The 19,598-nt window shown below is 48.9% G+C and carries 17 protein-coding genes; 9 read left to right on the plus strand and 8 right to left on the minus strand.

Annotated features, from left to right (window positions below; genetic code table 11):
* Window positions 1–376: 376 nt before the first annotated feature.
* The 3 genes from IGR76_08460 to IGR76_08470 form a co-directional block, all read right to left on the minus strand.
* Entirely contained in the window at window positions 377–2,140 is a 1,764-nt protein-coding gene (locus IGR76_08460) for a ribonuclease J (protein ID MBF2078539.1), read from the minus strand.
* A 180-nt stretch (window positions 2,141–2,320) separates the two neighbouring features.
* Window positions 2,321–3,217: a 4-hydroxy-tetrahydrodipicolinate synthase gene (dapA, locus tag IGR76_08465; GenBank protein MBF2078540.1), complete on the minus strand. Its 897-nt coding sequence runs from the start codon at window positions 3,215–3,217 to the stop codon at window positions 2,321–2,323.
* Between the two features lie 41 nt (window positions 3,218–3,258).
* A complete protein-coding gene (locus IGR76_08470; GenBank protein ID MBF2078541.1) occupies window positions 3,259–4,311 on the minus strand; it encodes an aspartate-semialdehyde dehydrogenase in 1,053 nt (350 codons plus the stop codon).
* A gap of 764 nt (window positions 4,312–5,075) precedes the next feature.
* Here IGR76_08470 and IGR76_08475 point away from each other — a divergent pair.
* From IGR76_08475 to IGR76_08490, 4 genes are all read left to right on the plus strand, one after another.
* Window positions 5,076–6,623: a trigger factor gene (locus tag IGR76_08475; GenBank protein MBF2078542.1), complete on the plus strand. Its 1,548-nt coding sequence runs from the start codon at window positions 5,076–5,078 to the stop codon at window positions 6,621–6,623.
* A 339-nt stretch (window positions 6,624–6,962) separates the two neighbouring features.
* Window positions 6,963–7,664 carry an ATP-dependent Clp endopeptidase proteolytic subunit ClpP gene (gene clpP, locus IGR76_08480; GenBank protein ID MBF2078543.1) on the plus strand — a complete coding sequence of 234 codons (702 nt, stop codon included), beginning with the start codon at window positions 6,963–6,965 and terminating at the stop codon, window positions 7,662–7,664.
* Window positions 7,665–7,673: 9 nt separating this feature from the next.
* Complete coding sequence (gene clpX / locus IGR76_08485) at window positions 7,674–9,005, plus strand: ATP-dependent protease ATP-binding subunit ClpX (GenBank protein MBF2078544.1); 1,332 nt, start codon at window positions 7,674–7,676, stop codon at window positions 9,003–9,005.
* A 21-nt stretch (window positions 9,006–9,026) separates the two neighbouring features.
* Complete coding sequence (locus IGR76_08490; GenBank protein MBF2078545.1) at window positions 9,027–9,917, plus strand: alpha/beta hydrolase; 891 nt, start codon at window positions 9,027–9,029, stop codon at window positions 9,915–9,917.
* Here IGR76_08490 and IGR76_08495 read toward each other — a convergent pair.
* From IGR76_08495 to IGR76_08505, 3 genes are all read right to left on the minus strand, one after another.
* Window positions 9,887–10,717, minus strand: coding sequence for a prepilin peptidase (locus IGR76_08495; GenBank protein ID MBF2078546.1), 831 nt, complete (start codon window positions 10,715–10,717; stop codon window positions 9,887–9,889). The two genes, IGR76_08490 and IGR76_08495, sit on opposite strands and share 31 nt — an antisense overlap.
* A 21-nt stretch (window positions 10,718–10,738) precedes the next feature.
* Window positions 10,739–10,891, minus strand: a complete 153-nt coding sequence (locus IGR76_08500) for an L-lactate permease (protein ID MBF2078547.1) — start codon at window positions 10,889–10,891, stop codon at window positions 10,739–10,741.
* Window positions 10,892–11,044: 153 nt separating this feature from the next.
* Window positions 11,045–12,202: a DNA polymerase III subunit beta gene (locus IGR76_08505; GenBank protein ID MBF2078548.1), complete on the minus strand. Its 1,158-nt coding sequence runs from the start codon at window positions 12,200–12,202 to the stop codon at window positions 11,045–11,047.
* 684 nt (window positions 12,203–12,886) lie between these two features.
* On the opposite strand from IGR76_08505, the gene IGR76_08510 reads away from it, so the two are divergent.
* The 3 genes from IGR76_08510 (at window position 12,887) to IGR76_08520 (ending at window position 14,634) form a co-directional block, all read left to right on the plus strand.
* The gene (locus IGR76_08510) at window positions 12,887–13,027 is read left to right on the plus strand and encodes a hypothetical protein (protein MBF2078549.1); all 141 of its coding nucleotides are present in this window, start codon (window positions 12,887–12,889) and stop codon (window positions 13,025–13,027) included.
* A gap of 17 nt (window positions 13,028–13,044) precedes the next feature.
* Entirely contained in the window at window positions 13,045–14,007 is a 963-nt protein-coding gene (locus tag IGR76_08515; protein MBF2078550.1) for a hypothetical protein, read from the plus strand.
* 144 nt (window positions 14,008–14,151) lie between these two features.
* Window positions 14,152–14,634, plus strand: coding sequence for a hypothetical protein (locus IGR76_08520; protein MBF2078551.1), 483 nt, complete (start codon window positions 14,152–14,154; stop codon window positions 14,632–14,634).
* Window positions 14,635–14,670: 36 nt separating this feature from the next.
* On the opposite strand, the gene IGR76_08525 is transcribed toward IGR76_08520, so the two are convergent.
* Complete coding sequence (locus IGR76_08525; protein MBF2078552.1) at window positions 14,671–15,639, minus strand: class I SAM-dependent methyltransferase; 969 nt, start codon at window positions 15,637–15,639, stop codon at window positions 14,671–14,673.
* A gap of 322 nt (window positions 15,640–15,961) precedes the next feature.
* A complete protein-coding gene (locus IGR76_08530; GenBank protein MBF2078553.1) occupies window positions 15,962–16,129 on the minus strand; it encodes a rubredoxin in 168 nt (55 codons plus the stop codon).
* Window positions 16,130–16,710: 581 nt separating this feature from the next.
* Between IGR76_08530 and IGR76_08535 the strand changes: the two genes are divergently transcribed.
* Together IGR76_08535 and IGR76_08540 are read left to right on the plus strand one after the other, a co-directional pair.
* The gene (locus tag IGR76_08535; GenBank protein ID MBF2078554.1) at window positions 16,711–17,559 is read left to right on the plus strand and encodes a CAP domain-containing protein; all 849 of its coding nucleotides are present in this window, start codon (window positions 16,711–16,713) and stop codon (window positions 17,557–17,559) included.
* A gap of 363 nt (window positions 17,560–17,922) precedes the next feature.
* Window positions 17,923–19,598, plus strand: a 1,676-nt coding sequence (locus IGR76_08540) for a M1 family metallopeptidase (protein MBF2078555.1), incomplete at its 3' end; no start/stop codon positions are given.

Below are 19,598 nucleotides of genomic sequence, written 5' to 3' on the forward strand. Positions count from 1 at the left end.
TACCGATGATCGTTACGGGTCTTCATAGAGCTACAGTGGATTTGAAGCGAATTCCATTCCATGTCATCGAATGGTGAGTTGTTTCAGGCGATCGCCATCAATGGGATCTACGAGTTTTACTTCTATTGTTATGAATCATTACGGTTCTATGATTCCCCCATCCGGGGCATTTAGGCTGCGTATTCTTACTAAACTTTTTTAGGGAGTCCTCATCTTGTCCGCAAGCCTACGAGGGTAAGGAGGCACCATCATCTCCAAGCAAGAACGCGCGATCGCCCATTAAAAAGGCCGCCAATCCTACAATTCGGATCAACGGCCAATGTGGTTAGCGTGTTTCAAGGCAACTCACGCTGGGCGATCGCCTAAAGCAGGTGATCTAGGACGCAACTTTTTCTGCCGTGCGCTGCCGACGCGATGACGTTTTGACCGGAGGCTCAATCGGCGATTGCAGCAGTACGACCACTAGGGGATTACTCTTTAACTCTCGCCGCAACAGCCGACGTATCTCCATTTCGATTTGGGCTTGAAGCTTCGTCCAATCAACGTCTAGCTCATCGGGACTAAAGCTGTGAGTAACGTCCTTCCAGCGATCGCTCAAAACCGATTCAATCGTCTCAAAAACCATCGTTTCCATCCGGGCAGGTTCAATGGTAGTCGCCACACCCCGCAGATTCAACTCTGGGCGAGCCATCATCTTGCCATCCCAATTCACAGCAAGAGCAACCGTCACGATACCGTCCTCTGCAATATGCTGACGTTCTTTCAGCACATTCTTCTGCACCATTCCCACCCGCGAGGAATCGACTAGCTCAATACCCGATGGCACTTTTCCGGCAATCTGAATCGACTCTTGGGTGATCTCAACGATATCGCCGTTGTCCACAATCACCATATTTTCAGCCGGAATTCCCATGCTCTGAGCCGTTTGGGAGTGTTTCACCAACATCCGGTGTTCGCCATGTACAGGCACAAAGAACTTCGGCTTGGTCAGCGCCAACATTAGCTTTTGATCCTCTTGGGACGCGTGACCCGAAACATGAATGCCTTCGCCGCGCCCGTAGACAACTTTCGCACCGAGCATCATCAGCTTGTCAATCGTGTTGACCACTGCGATGGTGTTCCCTGGAATCGGGTTTGCCGAGAAGACCACGGTATCGCCTTCACGGATCTTCACTTGGCGGTGCTCTTGATTCGCAATCCGGGTCATCGCTGCCATCGGCTCTCCTTGCGATCCGGTCGTTAAAATCAAGACGCCTTCATCAGGGAGTTTATTCGCCGCGTTCAAGGGCACAAACAAATCGTCCCGACACTTGATATAGCCAAGGTTGCGAGCATGGGCAATCACGTTCAGCATAGAACGCCCCAGCACCGATACCACCCGATTATGCTTTTCCGCCAGTTCCAGAATCATGTTGATCCGGTGGACGGACGACGCAAAGGTCGTGACAATCAATCGTCCCTGCGCTTTTCCGAAGACTCGATCCAGATTCGGGAAGACCGATCGCTCGGATGGCGTAAAACCAGGAATTTCTGAGTTTGTCGAGTCACTGAGTAAGCACAGCACTCCTTTCTCGCCATACTCTGCTAATTTCTGAAAATCAAAGAACTCCCCATCGACTGGGGTATGGTCTACCTTGAAATCGCCTGAGTGGATGACGACACCCAAGGGGGTATGGATCGCCAAGGTGAAACTGTCGGCAATCGAGTGGGTGTTGCGAATGTACTCGACAAAGAAAGATTTCCCAACTCGCACAATATCGCGCGGGCGAACCGTTCTTAGCTCTGTGCGATCGCTCACGCCCGCTTCTTCGAGCTTATCCTCCAGCAACGCCATCGCGAGACGAGGGCCGTAGATCACGGGGATATCAAATTGCTTGAGGTGAAAGGCGATCCCCCCAATGTGGTCTTCATGGCCGTGGGTGACCACCATTCCCTTAATCTTGTGGCTGTTTTCGCGCAGATAGGTAATGTCAGGCAAAACCAAGTTCACGCCATGCATTCCGTCCGTTGGGAAGGCCAAGCCTGCGTCGAGAAGCAAAATCTCGTCGTTAATTTCAAACACGCAAGTGTTTTTGCCAATTTCGTGGAGTCCGCCGAGCGGAATAATTTTCAATGCTGATGTTGTTTCAGTTCGACTCATAAGTAACCGTGTATCCGTAATAAAGTGTCAGTAGACGTTGAGAAATCTGATGATGAAATAAACGTCTTCAGTTCTGTCGTAAAAGCTAGATTCAACCCGGAGACCAAAATCGAGCGATCGCTCCGAATTCAGCCCTAATCAAGCTTCAGTATGGTGGAGATATACCCCCCTATTCAGTTGTCAAACACCTTGAGGCAGCAATCCTAACGTTGCCATAACAGATTGCACCTGCTGCACGACGTCTGAGGGTGCATCAGAAAGAGGTAAGCGAGTCCGCCCCACTGTCCAACCTTGGAGCGCCATTGCCGCTTTTACAGGAATCGGATTGGTTGTGACAAACAAAACTTTAAACAGCGGCAGCAACTGTAAATGGATAGAAAGTGCCATGTCGGGATCCCCCGTTTGAAAGGCGCGAATCATGTCCTGAATTAAATCGCCCACCAGATGACTAGCTACACTAATCACCCCGCAGGCTCCGACCGCAAGCATGGGAAGCGTTAACGAATCATCCCCTGAGTAAATCTTGAATTCAGCAGGCGTCAATGCACGAATCTGACTAACCTGATCCAAACTGCCGCTTGCTTCCTTAACCGCCACTACATTTTCAAGTTCAGCTAAGCGAGCAATAGTTTCAGGAGCAAGATTCTGCCCCGTACGCCCCGGAATGTTGTACAGCACCATGGGCATCTCTGGAACAGACTCGGCGATCGCCCGAAAATGTTGGTATAGCCCCTCCTGAGGCGGTTTATTATAATAGGGAACAACCTGAAGTGTCCCATCTAAACCGAGCCGACTGGCCTTTTCGGTGGCTTCAACGGCTTCTCGTGTCGAATTCGAGCCAGTGCCCGCTACAACTTTCGCTTTTCCAGTCACCGCCTTCTGAATGACGCGAAATAGTTCGTATTCTTCATCCCAGGTCAACGTCGGCGACTCTCCCGTTGTACCGCATACGACTAGCGTGTCACTACCGTGATTTGCCAAATGGATCGCGAGTTTTTCTGCGGTGGCGTAATCCACTTGACCTTCAGGGGTAAAGGGCGTGATCATCGCCGTCATCACTCGTCCAAAATCTACCACACTCTACTCCTCAAGCGTTGCATCGTCGTCTGTGGCATACCCTAATGAGTAGCGATCGCTTCACGAGTCTGAGCTTGGGGCAGCCAGTTATTGCTGATCAATAGTTCTGCAATTTGAACTGCGTTCAGTGCCGCACCCTTCCGGATTTGGTCACCACTAATCCAAAGCTCTAACGCGGATTCATTAGACAAATCCTGACGAATGCGCCCAACTAAAACGTCATCCTGACCACTAGCATCCATAGGCATAGGGAAATAGTTCTGAGTCCAGTCTTCCACTAATTTCACGCCCGGTGCATGGCTCAGCGCAGCACGCGCAGCTTCTACAGAAATAGGACGCTCAAACTCCAGATTAAGCGCTTCTGAATGCGCCCGCAATACGGGAACCCGAATACAGGTTGCTGTAACACGAAGATCGGGAACGCCCAAGATCTTGCGCGTTTCGTTGATCATTTTCATCTCTTCCTGGCAATACCCCTGCTCATTCAGCGGCGAATTGTGGGGGAACAGATTAAACGCTAGGGGATAGGGGAAGGCTTCCGTAGAAGGGGTTTGCCCATTGAGAATCGCTTGCGCTTGGGCTTTAACTTCCTCCATCGCCTTTGCGCCTGCACCGCTCGCCGACTGGTAGGTAGCGGCCACAATCCGCCGGAGCGGCTGAATCTTATGCAACGGATACACCGCGATCGCCATCAGGATCGTAGTGCAGTTTGGATTCGCAATAATTCCCGCGTGACTTCTCGCATCATCAGGATTGACCTCTGGCACAATCAGCGGAATGTTTGGATCCATGCGAAATGCACTGGAATTATCGATTACCACTGCGCCTGCCTCTACGGCCTTGTGTGCCCATGCTTTCGAGATACTAGCCCCCGCCGACGCCAGCACAATATCAATTTGATCAAAGGCGCGATCGTCCACCGCCTCCACCCGAATATCTTCCCCTCGATACGCCAACGTCCGCCCGGCAGAACGGGGCGATGCCAGCAGACGGAGTTCTGAAACAGGAAAGTTCCGAGTTTCTAGTAGGCTCAGCAACTCTACACCTACGGCTCCAGTTGCGCCTAAAATTGCGACTCGATAGGATTGCGGCAAATTCACATCCTCCAAATTAAGACTCTATGTTGTTGAGATGATATTGAAAACTTTTGTAAATAGACCGAACAGGGGTAAAGTGTTGAACATTTTTAATTATTAACCCTAGCAGTAGCATCGGCTCTGCTGCAATCTACGAAGACTACATGATTCGTGCGGCCCACCTAGAGCCAACTGCTAAGCTTTGTCTCTATCTAGAGACACAAAAGTTATGCCTGCGTAATTTTTATATTCGTTTCAGCTCTGCTGAGACCACACTGTATTTACGGATGTATCTTTATCCTATCTCCTTTTCACCATCTACATAATCTGTGCACAATCAAAGATTCGATTCAATTGTAAAGAAGCTTGTTCCCAAATCCTGTGTCCGCCCACTACGACCTCGCTTTTCCCTCAAGCCGACTAATGCTCACTCACTTCTACATTATTTATAGACTTTTATAAGAAGAGAGGCCAAACGACTTCAATCACCCATCCTGCCAAGTTAGCCAATTTATCACGGCAATCAGTTGTCAGAGACGAGCACCTCGCACTCCATCAGGGCGTCAAATCAAGGCGTCAATGTCACTAAAAAAACACTAAATCACTCCCTTAGTTCTGGTGACTAGGAACCATAATCGGCTAACATAGCATACTGCAGAGTGAAACAAGACACCTCCGTAACGCGATCGCCAGCAACGGGAAAATGCTTGTGCATCGAGGAAAGCAGCGACTGTTTAATCTGCATGACATCTAATGTACCCTAAAAGTTCACGGCGCTACTAATGAAAGTTACCCAGGAAAAGCTTCCCGCTAGTCAAATCGGCCTTGAAATTGAAATACCGCCAGAGGTTGCCCAGCAAGCGTATGACAAGGTTCTCCAAACCTTCATGCGCTCTGCCAATATTCCTGGGTTTCGTAAGGGTAAGGTTCCCAAGCAAGTTCTCATCCAACGCTTTGGATCCAGCCAAATTAAGGCTGCCGCTGTCGAAGAGCTTGTACAGGACAGTTTTCGGCAAGCTATTGAACAAGAAAAAATTGAGGCGATCGGCAATTTTCAACTTCGCTCCTCGTTCGACGATTTGATCCAGCAATTTCAGCCTGGATCGCCCCTCACGTTCTCGGCAGCGGTTGATGTTCCTCCTAAAGTGATCCTTAAGCAATACAAAGGATTAAGCGTCAAGGCGGAGGAAGTGACGTACGACGAAAAGCGCGTTGACTCCGTTCTTGAAGGCTACCAAAATCGGATGGCGACCTTAGTACCTGTTGAAGATCGAGCGGCCCAGGAGGGGGATATTGCCGTTGTTGACTTTATAGGTCGTTTGAAACCTGCAGAGGGCAGTGACGAAGAGCCAGAGGAATTTTCAGGGGGCAACGCAACCGACTTTCAGGTTGAGCTTACAGAGGGACGTTTCATCCCTGGCTTTATTGAAGGCATCGTCGGGATGAAAATCGACGAAACAAAAGATGTAGAAACCGCGTTCCCAGATGACTATTCCCAGGAGGATTTAGCCGGAAAAGCCGTCGTTTTCACAGTCACCCTTAAAGAAATTAAAGAGCGAGAGCTCCCTGACCTAGATGACGACTTTGCCCAAGACGTTAGCGAGTTTGAGACGATCGCAGAGTTTCGCCAGTCCTTGGAAGAGCGTTACCAGAAAGAGGCAGAAGATGCTACCAGTGCCAACAAGGAAAAAGCATTGCTAGACGAGTTAGCTAAGCACATCGAAGTTGAGGTTCCTGAAACGATGATTCAGCAAGAGGTTGACCAAATGCTGACCCAAACGGCCATGAGCTTAGCTAATCAGGGTATCGATATTAAAAAATTGTTTACCCGTGAAATTGTTCAACGCTTGCGTGAGCAGTCTCGACCCGATGCGATCGCCCAAATCCAGCGATCGCTCGCCGTGGCCGAAGTGGCAAAGCAAGAATCCATCACCGTAGCAGATGATGAACTCAACGCCAAGATGCAGGAGGTGATTGAGGACAGTCAGCAAGATCCAGAATCTATTGATATGGCTCGACTCAAGTCCCTAGTGGAGGAAGAGCTGATCCGGGAAAAAGTGGTCGCCTTCTTAGAGGAAAATGGCACGGTTGAGCTAGTCCCGCAAGGATCTCTGACTGAACCTGAAGAAGAATCCGAAGCCAATACTACAGCCGTTGAGGTTGAGGAGGTAGCCGAGTCTGCTAGTGATGCGGTGGTTGAGATAGACGCAGCGGAAGCCGACATGTCGGCCACTGCTGAGGTAGCATCAGAGGCTGAAGAGCAACCGAAAGCAACCTCCAAGAGTACGGCGAAGAAGACGAAAAGTAAGCCTAAATCGTCTAAAGAGTAAAGTCTAGGGTGAGGAAAGTTTGGAGATCGTCATCCTCTCAAACTTTCCTTGGCGCAAATATAAATTTTTTGTTGCGTTCGCCTTAAAAAATGGAGGGATTCTGTAGGGTAAAAGACTAAGGCATCTCTCCCTGTAACCATTTTCTACAGATCTCAAACACCCTGTTAGGATTCAGTCAGTTCCAAAAGACTTAGGGCATAATAAATTGAAGATAGGGCATTTCCCATCAAGGTTCGTACACTGAACTTGGGACGCTGTAGTAACTAGCGTATTGCTAGCCTCTATGCGCTCTAGCTGCATTTGTAGATTTACTTATTCGCGGAACGGCTCCAGCTTGTTATGGTTTTCTCGCAGTCCGATTTCAACATGAACGCAGCATTTCCTCGACTTAACATTTCTTCCACCTCGCATTTTGCGCCCCAAAGCGTCATTCCGATGGTGGTTGAGCAATCCGGACGAGGGGAACGCGCTTTTGATATCTATTCTCGACTGCTTCGGGAGCGCATTGTTTTTCTGGGAACCCCGGTAGATGATATGGTTGCTGACTCGATCGTGGCTCAGCTCCTCTTCCTTGATGCTGAAGAACCCGAAAAAGATATCCAGCTCTATATCAACTCTCCTGGTGGATCCGTCACTGCGGGTATGGCAATTTATGACACGATGCAACAGGTTCGACCTGATGTTGTTACCATTTGCTATGGTCTTGCTGCTAGCATGGGAGCGTTCTTGCTATCCGGGGGCGCGAAGGGTAAGCGACTTTCATTGCCAAACTCGCGCATCATGATTCACCAACCGCTGGGAGGTGCGCAAGGGCAAGCTGTGGATATTGAAATTCAGGCCAAGGAAATTTTGTACCACAAGCGTAAGCTCAACGAACTGCTTGCACAGCACACAGGTCAGCCCTACGAAAAAATTGAGGCGGATACAGAGCGAGATTTCTTTATGTCCGCAGCAGAAGCCAAAGATTATGGGCTGATTGATCAAGTAGTTTCACGTCAAGATTTGGTTAATCCAGTCGATTCTGTTGCTCCGGTGAACTAAGAGGCGCTTATGTCTAAGTACGACTCTCATCTCAAATGCTCATTCTGTGGAAAATCCCAGGAGCAAGTTCGCAAACTGATTGCTGGTCCAGGAGTTTATATTTGTGATGAGTGTGTCGATCTTTGTAATGAAATTCTAGATGAGGAGCTGTTTGACTCCAGCTCTACGGTGCCTCAGCCTTCACCCCGGCGCGACACTCATCCTGAACGTCACTCGACGCGATCGCCCGCACTCTCACTTGGCCAAATTCCCAAACCTCGGGAAATTAAAAGGCATCTGGATCAGCATGTGATTGGTCAGGATGAAGCGAAAAAGGTTCTGTCGGTTGCGGTTTACAACCACTACAAGCGCCTGAGCTACAGCCAATCCAAGACATCTGAAGACACGGTTGAGCTTCAAAAATCCAATATTCTCCTGATTGGGCCAACGGGTTGCGGTAAGACGCTGCTTGCCCAAACCCTAGCAGAGTTATTGGATGTACCCTTTGCGGTGGCGGATGCCACGACCCTCACAGAGGCAGGCTATGTGGGTGAAGATGTCGAGAATATTCTGCTGCGCCTGTTGCAAGTTGCCGACCTAGATGTCGAAGAAGCACAGCGCGGGATTATTTACGTTGATGAAATCGATAAAATTGCCCGTAAGAGCGAAAATCCGTCCATCACTCGTGATGTGTCCGGCGAAGGGGTTCAGCAAGCCCTGCTAAAAATGCTGGAGGGAACGGTTGCAAACGTTCCACCCCAAGGCGGACGCAAGCATCCCTATCAAGACTGCATTCAGATTGATACCAGCAATATCCTGTTTATCTGCGGGGGTGCGTTTGTTGGCTTAGAGAAAACGGTAGAACAACGGATTGGCAAAAAGTCGATGGGCTTTATTCAACCCACCGAATCCAGCACAACCAAGGAAAAGCGGAATGCTGACGTCATCCGTCACTTGGAACCCGATGATCTGGTCAAGTTTGGCATGATTCCAGAGTTTATCGGTCGTTTGCCTGTTGTGGCCGTTGTTGATCCCCTGGATGAAGATGCATTGGCTGAGATTTTGACTGAACCTCGCAATGCCCTAACCAAACAGTATCAAAAGCTGTTGCGGATGGATAACGTACAGCTTGAGTTTCGAGCCGATGCCATTCGAGCGATCGCCAAGGAAGCCTACCGACGCAAGACGGGGGCGCGAGCCTTACGCGGAATTGTTGAAGAACTGATGTTAGACATCATGTACGAATTGCCATCGCGTAAGGATGTCACCCGTTGCGTCATTACTCGCGAAATGGTGGAAAAACGATCGACCGTAGATCTGCTCGTTCACCCATCATCTTTGCCCAAACCAGAGTCTGCATAGATAGGGTAGATAGATTTACCAATGGCTTTCATTGATATTCGCGGGGTTTCACACTACTACGAGTGGATTGGGCGATCGCCCCACTTGCCCAGTGGCGACAAACCTGTGATGGTTTTTATTCACGGTTGGGCGGGATCGGCACGCTACTGGCGACGAACCGCAGAGGCGATCGCAGACGACTTTGATTGCTTGCTCTATGACATGCGAGGATTTGGGCGATCGCTGTTGCCCAATCCGGTGTCTGAACCTGTGCAAGCCCTTGGGTACGAATTAGAGAGCTACGCTGATGATCTGGCTCTATTGCTGGACGCTTTAGCCTTACCCCAGGTGTACATTAACGCTCACTCCATGGGAGCCTCCGTTGCAACATTTTTCTTAAATCGATATCCAGAGCGGGTCGAGCAGGCCATCCTAACCTGTAGCGGCATTTTCGAATACGACCAAAAAGCCTTTGAAGCCTTTTATCGATTTGGTGGCTATGTTGTTGCCTTCCGTCCCCGTTGGCTGAGCAAAATTCCATTAGTCGATCGCATATTCATGGCTCGCTTTCTGAAGCGTCCCATCCCTGCCGCTGAACGGATTGCGTTTCTGGATGATTTCCTACAGGCTGATTATGATGCCGCGATGGGAACGATTTTTACCTCTGTTAGCAAAAAAGCAACGGAGGTCATGCCCCAAGAATTTCAGCGCCTAACCGTGCCTACCCTGCTCGTATCGGGACAGTACGATCAAATCATTCCAGCAGAGATGGGCGCACAGGCTGCCAGTTTGAGCGAGCGCGTTCAGCACATTATCATCCCCAATACATCCCATTTTCCGATGCTGGAAGATGAACCGACCTACTTAGAGACTATTAATTCATTTCTAGGTCGCACGTCCTCTCAAAGCGACGGAAAGAAAATTTTCATATAGCTCGAAATCAATACATTCCCAAAGAGCGCACTGATCGCCGCACCAATGGCTAAGAACGGACCGAAGGGAATGGGTTGTCGTCGGCTAATCCAGCCTTGGGCAATGCCAATACCACCAACCACTGAACCCAAGAGACAAGCTAAAAATCCCGTCAACAACAGCAATTGCCAACTTGTCCAAGCTCCAATCATAGCCGCTAGCTTTGCGTCCCCTCCGCCCATCGCGGTTTGACCAAAAGCCATCGACGCGCCCAGGGTAATCAAATCAAACAGCCATAACCCTAAAACCGCTGCAAAAATGCCTCCCATGAGCTGGGTCACGGCCCCCGCAATCGTCCCGGTCAGCGATAGTCCTAGAATGACCTGAAACAATAGACCAATAACCAAACCTGACCGAGTAAGTGCATTGGGTAACGTCATCGTATCGACATCGATGATCGCTAGACTGATCAGCCAACACAGGAGTACCCAGCCTCCCAAGGTGGGTAACGACCATCCAAACTTGGAATAAACCAGCAGAAATAAGGTTCCGGTCAGAGCTTCCACAATTGGATATCGAATCGAAATTGGAGTCTTGCAAAACCGACATTTTCCCTTGAGCCAGATCCATCCCAGAATTGGAACGTTGTCATATTTCCGAAGCTGCCGTAGGCAAGTTGGACAGCGAGAAGGCGGATAAATTAGGGATAAGCCAGCCGGAATTCGATAGATCACAACATTGAGAAAACTCCCAAAGCACGATCCCAACACAAATACAAACACTGAAAATAACGTTGCACTGAGAAGCGATAGCAGATCCATAGTGCTAAAAAAATGCAGCGGTTAGCGGTCAATCCATCCATGCAGCAATCCACCAAGGATTCCCGCAACCACAATATAGTACAGCGAAGGCTCCGTAGACTGTCGAATCAGCGAGCTTTCTCGCCCTAGCAATCCAACTGTTACGGCTGCCACCATGTTGGATACACAAATCATATTTCCGGTAGACGCTCCTGTATACTCTGCGTTGCTAGCCTCAGAGAGATTGACCCTAGCAGATCTGTCATACTAAACAGACCTAGGGGCAACAATCATGGTGCTGACGGTGACGCTTCCCGCTACGAACACCTCAATGTATTGCACAAACTATTAATTTCCTCGGATCTGGACAGGCATCACTAAGTAGGTCATCTTCGCCCCTCCTAAGGGAGAAATAATGGAAGGACTCGTGGATGTATTGAACTGCATTTGGACTTCATTGGACGTAAAGACTTTCAATCCATCCAAGAGGTAGACCACATTAAACGCAACTTCTAGATCATCCCCCGAAATCTGAGCTGAGACCACCTCACGCGCACTACCCACGTCTTGGGCATCCACCGAGACCACCAACTCTTGGCGCGTTGTGTCTAACGACAGCTTAACGATGCTGTTTTTTTGAATTGCGAGCACTGCAATCCGTTCTAACGCACCAATGAACGCACGACGCTCTAACGTCATCTGCACCGAAAACTGGCGCGGAATCAGTTGTCGATAATTGGGATACTGACCATCTAGTAATCGGCTGGTGAGTCGTCGCTGATCCCATTCAACCGTAAGCTGCCCTTGGTCAAAGCGAACGGCGATCGCTTCCGCAGAACCGGGCATTTGCAGCATGCGCTCCAGTTCTCGCAGCGCTTTACTGGGAACCGTGACATCAAACTGAACCGATTCTCCCTTCTCTTTGGCCGATCCTTTTTCATCGGACGGCGAAACAGTCTGAACCACCGCAAGACGATGACCATCGGTAGCCGCAAATTCAAGACCATCCGTCTCCGCCGCAACATGCACTCCAGTTAAGACCTGCTTGGACTCATCCGAACTAGTGGCAAACAAAGAGCCGCGCAATCCCTCAATTAAAGCCTCAACGGGAAGCTGGGTTTCAGTTGCATCACTCAACGTAGGTAATTCGGGAAACTCTGCCGCACTCATCCCCCGCACTTGGTAGCGCCCTGAAGAACAGGTCAAAATCGTTGTCAGTTCTTCCTCTTCGTTATCAATGCTCAAATTGCCTTCTGGGAGGCGAGCAACGATATCGCTTAACAATTTGGCAGGTAGGGTAATGGTGCCACCCGCTTCAACATTAGCCGCAAAGCTGGTTTGGACGCCCAAGCTTAGGTCAAACCCCGTTAGGGTCACATGTTGAGTATCTGCATCAGCCTTGAGGAGAACATTACCCAAAATCGGATGACTGGGTCGAGAGGATACGGCTCTATTGACCAGTGAGAGATGGGCGTTTAAGTCGGTTTGCGTGCAGATGAACTTCATATGCTGTCTTGAGGAGCTGTGTTGACAACTAAAGCAGGTGTGCTTGGAAGGCTATCGTATCACTCGCCTCAGAAAGGTTCAATTCGCTTTCTGCGCGCGGTTTTTGCCTTTGAACTAGATCGAGAATTTTAAAACTTTAAAACTGATCCGTAGTAGTAGAGGCTGTGGAAAATGTGGAAAACATCTGGGATCATTTAACCCTCTTAATTAACGCGATCGCACCTTGTGGAAAACTTGTGGAAAACCACCGTTCTTTTGCACAGATCGAATGTACTCAATCCCTTTCTATACGATCAATGCGATCTTTTCCACGGCTTATCCCCAGCTTTTCCACAAAAAATAATAGGTTTTCCACAGGTTTTTGTTACATATCTATACATCTAAAAAAGTTGATATATGGATATGAGATAGAAATCCACAGCCTTTTTAAAACTTTGAAATGCTTTTCTGGATAAGGTTTCTAGCGAATTGAGATGAGACTTGACAGATGAAATAGAATACAAATGTACTGAATAATCTAGGGCAATGAGTATTGAGCAAACCAGTCAGCTTCTTCAGTTGATTTTGAATGGACTTTTGCTGAGTCTGTTGTGTGGAGTGATGGTTGTGATTGCATCGGTTCGCAGTCGGTTCATTTAGATGCAATTGCACCCTAAGCCCTTCGCAATGGCTAGGGAGGAGGGTATGGATTGGCATAGGTGGTCTCGCCAGCGGCGATCGCTCCGTCGCGTATACCGAATTGAGCGATGGGGACAGCGTGCCGCTCACCTTGCGCTGGGAATTGCGGTTTTAAGTGAACTGATCATGGCCATGCGATCGCTTTGACCCAAGCCCTGAACGCGATGACCTGCGAATGCTACCGCGATCGCGCCCAGTCTGCGTATGATGTGCTCAAAATTCTAAATGCGTCCTCATCAACGCAGCGGTTTATTGCTAAAGTGCGTCGAAAACAGCGGCGTAAGATTGCGCTTCAAGATTTGTGCCAGCGGGAGTCTTCTCCGGTGACGTCTACCTTGGAATCAAGTCCCTTGGTGAGTGGTTCTCCAGCCCGTCAAAACTCGCCATTGTGGATGCTTACCCCTGAATCTGGAGCGGTCGCGATCGCCGCATCGGTGCTTGTAGTGGCAGGAGGCTCACTCGTATTATCTCGTCCAGAAACCTTGCCGTTGTTCGATCCTGCTCCTAAAACCTTGCAACGGGCAGCGCAGCAGTATCAGCAGGGCAATGTAGAAAAGGCGATCGCGACTGCAAACTCAATTTCACCTGACAGTCCATCGTTTTTGTTAGCTCAGCAGTCTATCCAACAGTGGCAGTACGAGTGGGAGCAGTCGGTTCAGCGTTTTCGGGAATTAGAGGCAGCGTATGACGCCCAGGATTGGTTAGGCGTTTTGCGGAAGGGGCGGGATATGCCCGCGACCGAATTTTGGAATGCCCAGAAAGCTCCTTTTATGCAGCGAGCACAACAGCAGGTGGATCTGCAAGGACACGCCTTTTTGCAAGACGCATTTAATCTTGCCTATCAGCATCGGTTCGTAGAGGCTCTGGATGCTCTGCGACGCATTCCCCCCGAAGCAGCGGCCTATGCTCACGTGTCTGAAAAGTTTATCGAGTACGAGGAGAAACGAGATATCCGCGCTCAATACTATCTCCAGCAAGCGTACAATGACGCTCAACGTGGAAACTTTGCCCAGGCGATCGCCTATCTCCAGCGCATCACGTCAGAAACGCCGACCTATGCGATCGCGCAACGTAAACAACTGGAGTATCGTCAAAAGCAAGAGCTTCGGGCTGATTCTAAATTTTGAGTTCTTAGTTGAGAGTTCAGAATGAATGGCCACATCCGCGATTCCAGTCTCATATCATGTCGGGATAAAAACCCATGTTTGGTTTCAGTGAGCATTTAAGCAGACTTGATATTAGATCTGGAAATGGAATTTAAGGAATTAGGTATGACCACACGTTCTGGTGATTGGATCACGCTGCATGGCGTTGTAGTGCCGGGACATCGCGTTGCATCGGGACAAGCCACAACCTCTCCCTATCGAGCAGGGACGATTGCAATGCAGGCTCCATTTTTCCGCGATCGCGGCGTCGATCTCTCCCCTTTTTTCCTCGGCACTCTGAATGTTTCGATCCATCCCTATTGCTTTGAGGTCAACCATCCCTCTCACTGCTTCCGGAATGTGAAGTGGTCACCCGCCCACGCTGCTGAAGATTTTTCCTTCTGCCGCAGTCGGGTTCAGGTTGATTACAGCATCTATACAGGATGGCTGTACTATCCTCACCCTGAAACCAAACTTGGACATTTTCAGGAACCGTCTACGGTTGAACTCCTGGTGCCCAAAATTCCCGATATCCACTACGGCGATCGCCTGACTGTGCAACTCTCATCACAAGAGGTCTCGGTCGCAAAGCTGACAGACCGATCCTAGAGTGAGGCTGCTTCTCAACGTATCAGGTTGCCAAGCTCAATCGCGTACACGCGCAATAACGGTGCGGTGACGAGGAGAGTTACGCACAAGGGTCGGTCGTTCAAACCCAGCATCATAAATCGTCTGCTCAATATCTAGCGAGAAATACTGATCTAGGTAGGGTTCCGTACTTTTCAGCAGGGTCAGGATGTAGGGTGGCATTTTGGCGTACACCTCCGACTGTGGATTCATATCCATAATGGCGAGGTGTCCCCCTGGACGTAATACGCGCCGCGCCTCGTTGAAAATGGCGATCGCTGCCTGCTGAGGCAATTCGTGAAACAGCAAGTGAGCCGAGACTAAATCCACCGATTGATCTGGCAACCCGGTTGCCTCCGCTGCCGCATGAATCCAACGGGGAGAACGGCTGTGCTGGTACTTGGTACGGGACTGATACTGGGCGATCGCCAGGAAATAGGGCGACAAATCCAGCCCAATCACGTGAGCATTGGGGAAAACGGTTTGCAGTGCAAATGTGCTCATGCCCACACTACATCCCAGGTCTAAGACAGTGTCAGGTGGGGTAGAAATCGTATCTTGGAGGACAGCGTGGTAACTCTGGCGGAGCTGAGCGTCTCCTTCAGCAATTTCTTGCGGCCCCCAGACCCGGGAATGGACAGCGTAGGCAGCCACCTCAACCTCCATTGCTGGCTCCCAGCCCAAGTTGCCTTCTTCATAGGCGTGGAAGGAGGTGACATAGTAATCGGGATAAACCAGATCGGGATTGGTTACCGATGCAAGTTCCGCTTCCCACTCTGGGGAAAAAACGGCATCGCCTTGGCGCGATCGCAACTGCTCTACCTCTTTGTGCCAGTACACACCGATGGATTCCGCTCGCTGGATCATCATGGTGCGGGCACGCTGCTTCGCGAGATTTGCGAGTGGTTTGATTGAAAGCAGACCATTAACGAGCTGCGAGGCAATGCCTAAAGAACTAGAAGACGCTTGGGAGTGAGCAATGGTCATCGCAATGGTGGTTTGTAAAAATTTTGAGATCGCAAAGTGACGTTATTTTATTTGATCGAATTTTACCGTACTTTGAGGTTTTAGAAGTGCCCTGCCACATGCCTATTCCGCTTGACACTCGCGGAATTTTCCTACGCATAGACACGTAATTAATAAAGAGATATTGAAAAAGATACAGGGCGCTCCAATGTGTTCAAGTGAGCGTTCTTTACGGATTCTTCCTAGCACCGCCTCATGGGCAATACCGACGAAACGGTACCGACTGGTGCATCTGTTGGGCGATCGCGCAAGGGCGGAGAGAGGCGATCGCTAATCCGTAACGCTACGCCTCTTGCTGAGGCTCAAAATCTGATTTTGATGCTCCACACTTCGGACATACCCAGTCTTCAGGTATGGCATCAAACGCCGTTCCAGGCTCAATACCTGACTCTGGATCCCCCACGCTAGGGTCATAAACATAGCCACAAACGGTACACACGTACTTCTGCATAGTCTTCTGCATAATGCTTAATCTTGGTGAAATCAACAATGTCACGCTATCGAGTTTGCGTATTCCTATCATCTATCAACAGAGAGAGGGCTGGTTGACTGACAAATCTTTTTTAGTAGGTTGGGTGAAACAACGTGGAACCCAACTCTAGCCTATATTCTGTTGGGTTACGCTAGCGCTCACCCAACCTACGAGAGAATCAGGGTTGTGTGAGTTTTGTCAGTCAATTAGGAGAGAGGGTGTAAAAACACGGAGTCCACCTATTGATTGACTTTAAAAATTTCAGGCTTAACACTGAACACTTTTTAGTGAATATAAGGGAAATTGAAACTATAAGGTTCCATTTTGAAATTCTTAAAAGACAAATTAGGTTGAAAGAATTAAAGAAGCATAAGAACCCAGATTTATTCATTGATTAACTTGATTAGAAAACAATAATTGATCACTCTAATCCTTTTTAGAAAACCTTCCTGAGATTTCAGTGGAGGAAAATTTTTATGTGCGATTTCACTTAAAAAGCCAAGCTAATATCTGTATTTCGCCATAATTTAATCATTTTTACTTTGGTCAGAGGTGTAGATATGTCATTCAAATCGATGGCTTCTAAGCAAAAAATAAATCTCGGAACAATTGAAGATGGAAAGCTAAATTATCAGGGAGTATTAGAAGATCGGGACAAATCTCATCTCCTTAAATTTAAATTGGCAAACCGAAGTAGTCACAACTTTCAGCTCCGGAATCTTGAAAAGGACGCTGATTTAAAGCTGCTGAGTCGTCGAGGTAATGTGCTGTATAAGTCGCAGCAGCCTGGTATAGCGAAGGAATCTATTTCCGAAACCCTGAAGCAAGGAACCTACTACATCAAGGTTCATCTGAATGAAAAGGGAGCATCATCCTATACGCTGACAGCATCTTCAACAGGTAGCCAAGAACGACAGCAGTCTGTTGTGAACTATGTACCTGGAGATGGTATAAGCGCAGAAGAGATGAAATTGTACAAACTGGTTAATCGTTATCGTGTCAGCCAAGGAGTGCCGAAAATTTCACTATCGAAAGCATTGTCTACCGTTGCGAACCGCCACGTTCTTGATTTGAATGCAAATATTGGCTTTGCGACCCATAGTTGGAGTGATGCACCCTATTCATCTACCCATCCTGAGGCCAGTTGGGAAGCTCCTCAGCGATTGGGTACAGGTTATCCTGGCTATGGGTATGAAAATATCTTTGGTGTACGCGGGTATACGGCAACCGCTAAAGATGCCTTCAAGAAATGGAAAGCTAGTGAGATCCACAACGATACAATGCTGACTCAAGGTCGTTGGAAGGGCATGAAATTCAAAGCGATTGGAGTTGGGATTTATAGGGGATTTGCAGCTCTTTGGTTTGGAGAGCAAGTTGATCCAACGGGTAAGCCTAGCAGAGAAGCGTAAATGGTTACAGTGTTCTCAGTAGGGTCAGAACACTATATGGAAATCTGGTGGTGGCTGTTAGAGCGTCAACGGCGAGAAGATGTTGCCTCTACACAAAGTTCTCGTATTGTGACCTGCGAATCGTGAGGGTGGATAGATTGGAATAGGCGGCACTCATCTCAAGCCTCTAATAGCATCGTTAAAAACGCTTGTGTATGAATTGCTCCGATTTAACGTGTGATGAAAATTTAATGCTGACTCAGGGAAGCGTGAATGCCTGCTGTTATACTAATTTCAGCAGAGATTAATTGATTTGGGACAATAAACCAAGTCAAACTGTCTATTACCCGAGTTTTTCGTCACTTGAACAGGGGCAATGTTTGAATGCTGCGATCTCAATTCCAGGCTCAGTATCGTTTGGATGTACCGACGTATAAATCGTTTGAGCTACCAGGCGCAAAGCCGCACTACACGCCCGATCGCCCAGGGCAAGTTGAGCATATCGCCTTAGATTTGGACTTAGATATTCCGAACCAGCGCTATACAGGCACCTGCCAGATTCGGCTAAATCCGATTCGAGATGGTATTAGGGCACTGACTCTGGATGCGGTCAATTTAAATATCGCTTCGGTTGCGGTGAACGATGCGCCCCATGCGTTCGATTATGATGGGGAGTCGTTGACGATTCAGTTGGATGCTCCAACGCAGATTGGGCATGTCCTGAATGTGGCGATCGCCTACGCCGTTGATCATCCCCAACGGGGTCTCTACTTCATTGCTCCAGATGAACACTATCCCCAAAAGCCTGTTCAGGTATGGACCCAGGGCGAAGACGAAGACTCACGGTTTTGGTTTCCCTGCTTCGACTATCCGGGACAACTCTCCACATCTGAAATTCGTGTGCGAGTTCCCAAACCGCTGATGGCCATCTCCAATGGTGAACTCGTGGATGTAAAGGTTGATGGTGACTTTAAGATCTTTCACTGGTTTCAGAAAGAGGTGCATCCCAGTTATCTTATAACGCTAGCAGTTGGAGACTTTGCCGAACTTCGCGACGAGTGGAACGGCAAACTCATTACCTATTATGTGGAAAAGGGGCGAGAGGACAATGCTCGTCGTACGATGGGCAAGACTCCCCAAATGGTGGAGTTTTTCAGCCATTGCTTTGGATATGCGTACCCCTATCCCAAGTATGCCCAAGTGTGTGTGGATGATTTTATCTTTGGGGGGATGGAAAATACCTCAACCACGCTGCTGACCGATCGCTGCTTGCTGGATGAACGAGCCGCGATTGACAACCGCAACTCTGAAAGTTTGGTTGCCCACGAGTTGGCTCACCAATGGTTTGGAGACCTAGTAGTGATCAAGCACTGGTCCCATGCGTGGATTAAGGAGGGCATGGCCTCCTACACAGAGGTGCTGTGGACGGCGGATCAGTATGGAGAGGATGAGGCAGCCTACTACCGTCTCCACCAGGCACGCAGTTATCTGGATGAAGACAGCTCTCGCTACCGTCGTCCAATTGTGACCCATGTTTATCGGGAAGCGATTGAACTCTACGATAGCCACATCTACGAAAAGGGAGCCTGTGTCTATCACATGATTCGCAGTGAGCTTGGCGATGATCTCTTTCGTCGGGCTATTCATACGTTCGTCAACGATAACGCTCATCAAACTGTAGAGACAATTGATTTGCTTCGTGCGATTGAAAAAGCCACGGGTCGAAATCTCCAGTTTTTGTTTGATCAGTACGTTTTTCGAGGTGGACATCCGGACTATAAAGTTGCCTACAGTTGGGATGGCGATAGCAACTTAGCGAAATTGACCGTAACCCAAACCCAGGTCGATGAAAAAGAGACAGGGCTGAAAAACGGAGCCTTTGATCTCAAGGTGCCCATTGGGTTTGGCTATGTGGAGAACAATCAGCTTCAACCGATGCAGACCTTCTCGGTGCGGGTTCATGAGCGGGAACAAAGCTTCTATTTTCCGCTGACTCGGAAACCGGATTTTGTCAGTTTCGATGTGGGGAACAATAGTCTGAAAACGGTTCAGCTTGAGTA

This window comes from Synechococcales cyanobacterium T60_A2020_003, from assembly GCA_015272205.1.
Taxonomy (GTDB): Bacteria; Cyanobacteriota; Cyanobacteriia; order RECH01; family RECH01; genus JACYMB01.

Coding starts and splice junctions, on each gene's coding strand:
- IGR76_08475 (MBF2078542.1), top strand. CDS start 5,076: ATGAAAGTTACCCAGGAAAAGCTTCCCGCTAGTCAAATCGGCCTTGAA.
- IGR76_08515 (MBF2078550.1), top strand. CDS start 13,045: ATGACCTGCGAATGCTACCGCGATCGCGCCCAGTCTGCGTATGATGTG.
- clpP (MBF2078543.1), top strand. CDS start 6,963: ATGGTTTTCTCGCAGTCCGATTTCAACATGAACGCAGCATTTCCTCGA.
- IGR76_08505 (MBF2078548.1), bottom strand. CDS start 12,202: ATGAAGTTCATCTGCACGCAAACCGACTTAAACGCCCATCTCTCACTG.
- IGR76_08520 (MBF2078551.1), top strand. CDS start 14,152: ATGACCACACGTTCTGGTGATTGGATCACGCTGCATGGCGTTGTAGTG.
- IGR76_08535 (MBF2078554.1), top strand. CDS start 16,711: ATGTCATTCAAATCGATGGCTTCTAAGCAAAAAATAAATCTCGGAACA.
- IGR76_08510 (MBF2078549.1), top strand. CDS start 12,887: ATGGATTGGCATAGGTGGTCTCGCCAGCGGCGATCGCTCCGTCGCGTA.
- IGR76_08530 (MBF2078553.1), bottom strand. CDS start 16,129: ATGCAGAAGTACGTGTGTACCGTTTGTGGCTATGTTTATGACCCTAGC.
- IGR76_08495 (MBF2078546.1), bottom strand. CDS start 10,717: ATGGATCTGCTATCGCTTCTCAGTGCAACGTTATTTTCAGTGTTTGTA.
- IGR76_08460 (MBF2078539.1), bottom strand. CDS start 2,140: ATGAGTCGAACTGAAACAACATCAGCATTGAAAATTATTCCGCTCGGC.
- IGR76_08490 (MBF2078545.1), top strand. CDS start 9,027: ATGGCTTTCATTGATATTCGCGGGGTTTCACACTACTACGAGTGGATT.
- clpX (MBF2078544.1), top strand. CDS start 7,674: ATGTCTAAGTACGACTCTCATCTCAAATGCTCATTCTGTGGAAAATCC.
- IGR76_08525 (MBF2078552.1), bottom strand. CDS start 15,639: ATGACCATTGCTCACTCCCAAGCGTCTTCTAGTTCTTTAGGCATTGCC.
- IGR76_08500 (MBF2078547.1), bottom strand. CDS start 10,891: ATGATTTGTGTATCCAACATGGTGGCAGCCGTAACAGTTGGATTGCTA.